The sequence below is a fragment of the Candidatus Acetothermia bacterium genome, from assembly GCA_024653305.1.
Lineage (GTDB): Bacteria > Bipolaricaulota > Bipolaricaulia > Bipolaricaulales > Bipolaricaulaceae > JACIWI01.
In genome coordinates, this window is record JANLFW010000003.1 from 99107 (window position 1) to 105914 (window position 6808).

Consider the following 6808-nt stretch of genomic DNA (forward strand, 5'->3'; position numbering starts at 1 on the left):
CGCTTCCCTTCCGAGCGCCCCAATCTAAGGAGCGGACCTGTCCGCGGAGATCCCGACCGGGGGTCCGGCCGGCGCCCCTTGTCTCAACTGAGCAAGCCTCAGCGCTCCACAGCCCGCGCCCATCGAGATCGTCGTTGCGGTGCTCCGTACAGCACCGTTAACAGGCGGCAATGCAGAATCCATAGAGCAGCGGTGGAGATTCTGTAGAGATCCAAGGAGAGGGAACGCCCACGCCTGAGGTTGCCCGCCTGACGGGACAATCCACCCTCTCCTCCGGTACAATCCGGCCTCGGAGGAGGGGATGGCTAGTGGCTCGGGTCAAGGCCCCCGTGGAGGAAGCGGAGCAGGTGGTGGGGAAGGCCGCGCCGCGCCTGGATGCCGAGGCGAAGGTGCGGGGCCAGGCCAGGTACGCCGACGACCTCGCCTTCCCCGGCATGCTCTACGGAAAGGCCATCCGCTCCGACCGCCCCCACGCCCGCATCCTCCGGCTTGACCTATCCCAGGTCGCCGCCCACCCCAAGGTGGCCTGTCTGGTCACGCCCAAGGACATCCCCGGGGAGAACGTCGTCCCCATCATCTACCGGGACATGCCCCTCCTTGCCAATGGGGTCGTGCGGTACGTGGGCGAGCCGATCGCCCTCCTGGCCGCGGAGACCCGGGAAGCGGCGGAGGAGGCGGCGGCCCTGGCCCAGGTGGCCTACGAGGACCTCCCGGCCGTGTTCGACCCCCTCGAGGCGATCCGCCCCAGCGCCCCCCAGGTGGCCGTCCCCGCGGCCGCCGAAGGGGGCAACGTCTTCAACCACATGGTCATCCGCAAAGGGGATGTGGAGCGCGGGTTCGCCGAGGCCGATGTGGTCGTGGAGGGGGAGTACCGGGTCGGCTACCAGGAGCACGCCTACCTCGAGCCGCAAGGGGTGATCGCCGTCCCCGAGGATGGCGGGATAACCGTCTATGGGACGCTCCAGTGCCCATTCTACGTGCAGAACGCGGTGGCCGCCGTGATGGGGTTTCCCCTCGCCAAGGTCCGCATCGTCCAGACCGCCACCGGCGGCGGGTTCGGCGGGAAGGAGGATGTGCCCAGCCATCTCGCGGCCATGGCCGCGGTGCTCGCCTGGAAGGCGGGCCGGCCGGTGAAGCTCGTCCTCCCCCGAGATGAGGACATCGCCACCACCTCCAAGCGCCATCCCGGGCTCGTCCGCTACCGCACCGGGGCCAAGCGGGACGGGACCCTGACCGCGGTCGAGGTGGAGTTCTACTACAACGCTGGCGCGTACCAGACCCTGTCCTCGGCGGTGCTGTGGCGGGGGCTCATCCATGCTGCTGGCCCATACCGGATCCCTCACGTGAAGGTGGACGGGTACTCTGTGGCCACGAACACCGTCCCCTGCGGGGCGTTTCGCGGGTTCGGCTCGCCCCAGGTCATCTTCGCCCACGAGTCCCAGATGGACGAGCTCGCCCGGGAACTGGGGATGGACCCGCTCGCGCTTCGGCGCAAGAACGCCCTCCGGGTGGGGGACGAGACGGCCACCGGGCAGCGGCTCACCGAATCCGTAGGGCTCCCGGAGGCCATCGGCCGGGCCCGGGAGCTCTCCCGCTGGGACGAACTCCAGGATGAGGTGGCCGCGTTCAACGCCCAGGACCGGTTCCGCCGCCGCGGGCTGGGCGCCTCCACGGTGATGTACGGGGTGGGCATGGGCGCAAAAGCCCCGCTCCTCGATAAGGCCGGGGCGTACCTCAAGCTCGAGGCGGACGGCTCGGTGACCCTGGCCGTGGGAACCACGGAGATGGGCCAAGGGGCCCAGACCGTCCTTGCCCAGATCGCCGCCGAGGGCCTCGGCGTCCCGCTCGCCTCGGTTCAGGTCGCCCCGGTGGACACGTCCCGGGTGCCGGACTCCGGGCCCACCGTGGCCTCCCGCACCACCACCGTCCAAGGGATGGCCGTCCTCGACGCGGCTGAGAAGCTCCGGGCCCGCATCGTCGAGGCCGCGATGGAGATGCTCGGCTGTCCCAAGGTCGTCCCCGGCGACGCCCGCTTCCACGATGCGCGGGATCCAACCCGCTCGGTCTCCCTGGCCGAAATCGCCCGCTGGATGTGGGCCCACAACTGGGACATGGCCGCCTCCGGTTGGGCCGAGGCCCGGCCGGTGGATTGGGACGCCAAGACCGGCCTTGGCAACGCGTATTTCGTGTACGCCTACGCCTGCCACATCGCCGAGGTGGAGGTGGATCTCCTCACCGGGGAGGCCCGGGTGACCCGGTTCTGGGCGGTACACGACTCCGGGAAGATCGTGAACCCGGACACGGCCCGGGGCCAGGTGATCGGAGGGATCGCCCAGGGGATCGGGTACGCCCTGATGGAGGAGCTCCCGGCCGAGGAGGGGCGGATCCTGTACCCCACGTTCACCGCTTACCACATCCCCACGGCGATGGACATGCCGGATGAGCTCGTGGTCGAGTTCGTCGAGGCCTCATACTCAGGGGGGCCGTTCGGGGCCAAGGGCCTCGGGGAGGTTCCGCTGATGGCCTCCCACGCCGCGGTGGCGAATGCGCTCTCGGCGGCCACAGGAACGCGCCTCCGCGCCTATCCGGCGACGCCGGAGCGGGTGCTGGACCTCATCGGCCGCGGCGCATAACCGACATGGCCAGAAAGGGCACCCCGTCCACCGGGATTCTGGCCCTGGCCCACGGCCTGAACGACGGGTACGGAAGCTTCCTTTCCGCCCTCCTGCCCCTCCTCATCGACCGGCTGGGGATCTCCCTCGCGCTCGCTGGGCTCCTCTCCTCGGTCCGCACCGGCGTGGCCTCGTTCGCCCAGCCTCCGGTGGGGATGGCGGTGGACCGCGTTGGCGCGCGGTGGTTCGTCCTGGTGGGCCCGGCGTTGACCACCACCGCGATGTGCCTCCTCGGGGTGTTGCCCACCTATTGGGCGGTAGCCACGGCATTGGTGGCGGCCGGGGTGGGGACGGCTGCGTTCCACCCGGCGGCGGCGTCCCTGGTGGCCGCGCACGGAAACCGCCGGGGCATCACCATGGCCCTGTTCTCCGCCGGGGGGACGATCGGGACCGCGGTAGGCCCGCTGCTCATCGCCGCGGTGGTCGGCCGGTTCGCCATGTCCGCTACTCCAGCCCTGCTCCTCCCCGCATGGGCGCTGGTCGCCCTGTTGGTGTGGGCCATTCCCCGCGAGCCGCGCCCTGCCGCCCAGGCCCGGCTCAAGCTGCGCTACCACCCCAACGCAAGGCAGCTCGTCCGGCTGTGGTCCATCGTCGTGCTCCGCGAGATCGTGGGTTCGTCCTACTTCACGTTCCTCGCCGTGCTGTGGACGCGGCGTGGGGCACCGTTGACCTTGGCCAGCCTGTCCCTCACCGTGTACGCCCTGTCCGGGGCGCTGGGCGACATCGTGGGCGGGCGCCTCTCTGACCGGTTCGGTCGCCGCCGGGTGATCGTGGGGTCCCTGGTAGGGGCGCTGCCCTGTCTCTACCTGTTCCTGCTCTCCGATGGTTGGCTGTCGTTGCTGTTTCTGGCCCTGGCCGCGGTGATGCTCCTTGCCTCCGCCCCGGTATCGGTGGTGCTGGGGCAAGAGTTGTTCCCCGAGCAGCGGGGGACGGTGTCCGGGGTCCTGATGGGGCTGGCGTGGGGAGTGGGGGCTCTCCTCATCACCCTCGTCGGCTACCTCGGTGACCTCTTGGGGCTCGATGTTGCCCTGGGGATCCTGACCTGTCTCTTGGTGCCAGCGGCCCTCCTCGGGGTAGGCCTCAAGGAGCCGGCCCCGACGGCGTAGAACTGACCAGCTGGGTTTAGTCCAGCTCGTCGAACAGGGTGCGCGGGCCTTCCCGTTCTTCCCCCAAGGCGAGGGCGGGTTGAACCTCCTCGACCTTGCCCTGGCCGGGAAGGACGGCCACGTCCCCGGTGCAGAACGCCTGGTACGGGCAGTACCGGCACTGGTCGAATTCCCAATCGGACCTGTCCGGCAAGGGAGGGAGCCTCCCCTCGACGAAGATCTGCTGCCGCAGCTGCTCGAACGTGCGGATCACCCGGTCCACCGCTTCCCGGTCCAGGTCCACCAGGAACTCCCGCAGCTCCTGGGTGGCCTTGTTCTCGGCGAGGATGATCCCCTGGGGGATGGCGAAGTAGTGGAGGTAGAGCTGGAGCTGGAGGTAGTGGTCGCGCCGGGGGGCAGCCGCCATCTGGTCAAAGTTGTAGGGGTGGACGGTCTTGATCTCCACCACGTAGTTCTTGCCGTCGACGGAGACGATGGTGTCCGCCCGACCGTGGAACAGCTTCCCGGGAGGGATGGGCACCTCGGCGGCGACGACGACGCCCAGCCCATACAGGGCCTGCACGAGCCGGCGGTGGGCGTCCTCGCCCACCGCCAGCTTCCGCGCGGTCAGGCCGTCCAACGGGGGCTTGGGGAAGCCCTTGACCGCGTAGTAGATCTGGCGCGGGCACTTGCTGACCTCGCTCACGTAGAAGTAGTCACGGGCACGAGCCCTCTCTTCCCGTTGGAAGAACTCCTCAAGCCGTTCGGCAAGCATGGCGATCGAGTCTAACCCGGCCCGAGCGGCCAGGCAACGGGCGTGACGAGGATTACAGATCATCGAGCACGTCTAGGACGTCCAGTTCCGTCACTTGGGCCGGCACCCCGAGGAGCGCGGCCAGGTTGGGCTGCGTCGCCCCGTCGTCGCCGGAGATGAGCTCCTTCACGTATAGGCCGCCCTGGCATAGGACGTCGACCTCGGCCTCGGTGGGGGAAAGGAGCTTCCCCTGAACCGCGTGGACCCGTCGCCTGCGGACCATGTCCGCCCGGCGGTGGCGGACCCGGGTCGGGGTGCGCTGCTCGATCTCCCCGACCAGGGAAGCGAGGGCCTGCCGGAACGCGGGTTCGTCCACCGGGCGCGCGAGCTGGATCCGGGCCCGGTACCGTTTGTCGGCCCGCTCCTCCTTGACCTTCTCCACCAGGTCGGCGGTGGCCGGGCGGAGGTCGAGGACCTCGATCGCCCCTGCCGCGGCGGCGTCCACCTCGCGGGCGATGGCCGCGAGGTCCAGCGTGCGCCGCTTGGGCTCCCGGACCTCCAGCACGAACGGCCGCCCGCGGCCGAGCATGCGGGCGTCGATGTCCTCGCGCCCGGCGCCGTGGAGGTGCCCGCCGGTGCCGTGGGCCGCGGCGAGGAACGCGGGCAGGATCAACTCTTCAACCGACGTCGGGTACTGCTTGCCCGTCCCGTGGCACCGTTCGCAGCCGCGGCCGCGGCATCCACGGCATGGCCAGTGGGTCTGGGGGATGCCGCGCACGAGCTTGCGGTAGCGGCCGTAGAAGTAGACGGGGTTTATCACGAGCTCGATCGTTCCCCGGTCGAGGTCCACGGTGAACTGCACGTCCGGGCGCTGGAAGTCCACCGTAGCCGTCCGTCCCTGAACGGCGAGGGCCCGCTCGAACGCCTTGCCAAGCTCCCGGTTCATGTCCCGCTTGAACGGCTCCGCCCACGGGGACGGAAACCGTTCATCGAGGAACTCCTCGATTGCCGCCAGGCGTGGGGTGAGGTGGACCCCGAACAGGAACGTGGTGAACTCGTGGTCCTGGACGAGCCCGGCTGCTTCCTGGCCCCACGCCGGGACACGGTCGAACAGGCCTTCACAGACCCAGCATCGCTCGGGCGCCACGGGAACCGTCAGCCCTGAAGCCGCGGCCCGCACGTACTGGCCCCGCTCGGCGTTGGTGAGCCCTTCCCCGAGGAGGGCGAACCGACGGCCCAGGCACCGATCGCAGATCGGCCCAGCAGCAAGGAGGCTTGCGGCAAGCTCGATGGGGCCCATGGGGGAGAATTATAGGCCAGGGGTGTTGTCGGTTCATTCACCTTAGCTGGGTCAGGGAAGTCCATGGTTAGAGGACAAAGGAAGCCTGTATTGCGGGCGTGGAAGGGTAGGCCTCTGAGCCCCAAGTCGGTCGGCTTGTACCTCCCATAGGTGGTCCACGAACCGCGAGATGACAAAAAACAAGACCTGAACACTTGCTTGGATTTTCAAGCGGCCCATAAGTCCTCCCGAAGTTCGTAGTCTCGACCCTGTTCGAGCATCGACCACATCACCCGCGCCATGTGCCGCCCAAGAGCCCGCACCGTCTGGTCATGCTTCTTCCCCTCCGCTCTCTTCCTGTCGTGGTAAGCCCTGGACCGAGGACCCTGTGCGATGGGCCGGGCCACCGACGTCTTACCGAACCTCGGGAGGGCTGGTGATCCCCACCCGTGACCAGGGTACGGGACCCCCCGGGACCACACCATCCCCCGGTGGACGGTCCTAGGAGGAAAACCGCGGGACGGGGGAGGCGTTCCTGAGACGGTGGTGCTTCTGGGGCGATTCACTCCTGCCTGCGGCCGCTGATCGAAGCGGTCAAAGCTAAGGCGCGCGGTTTACGGCACCAGCAGGAACCTCATCTTGGCCGCCAAGCTTGACCCATCTTCTACAGCTCCGGCCGCGGGCGAAGGCCAGGATGCAGATCTGATCGCATCGCAGGGTGAAGAAACGCCAGAACCTGGTGCCAGGGTTGTGGGCCTCGCTCTTGACTTCTCCCCTCATCCAAGCCAGCGTGGCGGTGGGAGGCGATGGGGGATGTTCATCCGCCAGAAGAAGGTCGGCCGGCACGTCTACCTCCAGCTCGTGGAGAACCGGTGGGAGGGGGCGCCACCCGCCAGTGGATCGTAGCGAGCCTGGGGAGACTGGATCGGGTGCGGGAGAGAGGGCAGCTTGATGTGCTGCTGCGTTCGCTGGGGCGGTTCGCGGAAGGGGTGGAGGTCCAGGGCGCCCAGGCACGGGG

4 protein-coding genes are annotated in these 6808 nt (G+C 68.9%); 2 read left to right on the top strand and 2 right to left on the bottom strand.

All coding sequences use genetic code 11. The features are described from left to right. Positions 1 to 308 precede the first annotated feature (308 nt). Complete coding sequence (locus tag NUV94_02285; GenBank protein MCR4391616.1) at positions 309 to 2633, top strand: xanthine dehydrogenase family protein molybdopterin-binding subunit; 2325 nt, start codon at positions 309 to 311, stop codon at positions 2631 to 2633. A 5-nt stretch (positions 2634 to 2638) separates the two neighbouring features. Then, entirely contained in the window at positions 2639 to 3778 is a 1140-nt protein-coding gene (locus tag NUV94_02290; GenBank protein MCR4391617.1) for an MFS transporter, read from the top strand. Positions 3779 to 3794: 16 nt separating this feature from the next. On the opposite strand, the gene NUV94_02295 is transcribed toward NUV94_02290, so the two are convergent. After that, positions 3795 to 4532 carry a PD-(D/E)XK nuclease family protein gene (locus NUV94_02295; protein MCR4391618.1) on the bottom strand — a complete coding sequence of 246 codons (738 nt, stop codon included), beginning with the start codon at positions 4530 to 4532 and terminating at the stop codon, positions 3795 to 3797. A 52-nt stretch (positions 4533 to 4584) separates the two neighbouring features. Beyond that, positions 4585 to 5811, bottom strand: coding sequence for a tRNA pseudouridine(54/55) synthase Pus10 (locus NUV94_02300; protein MCR4391619.1), 1227 nt, complete (start codon positions 5809 to 5811; stop codon positions 4585 to 4587). Positions 5812 to 6808 lie beyond the last annotated feature (997 nt).

Coding starts and splice junctions, on each gene's coding strand:
- NUV94_02290 (MCR4391617.1), top strand. CDS start 2,639: ATGGCCAGAAAGGGCACCCCGTCCACCGGGATTCTGGCCCTGGCCCAC.
- NUV94_02295 (MCR4391618.1), bottom strand. CDS start 4,532: ATGCTTGCCGAACGGCTTGAGGAGTTCTTCCAACGGGAAGAGAGGGCT.
- NUV94_02300 (MCR4391619.1), bottom strand. CDS start 5,811: ATGGGCCCCATCGAGCTTGCCGCAAGCCTCCTTGCTGCTGGGCCGATC.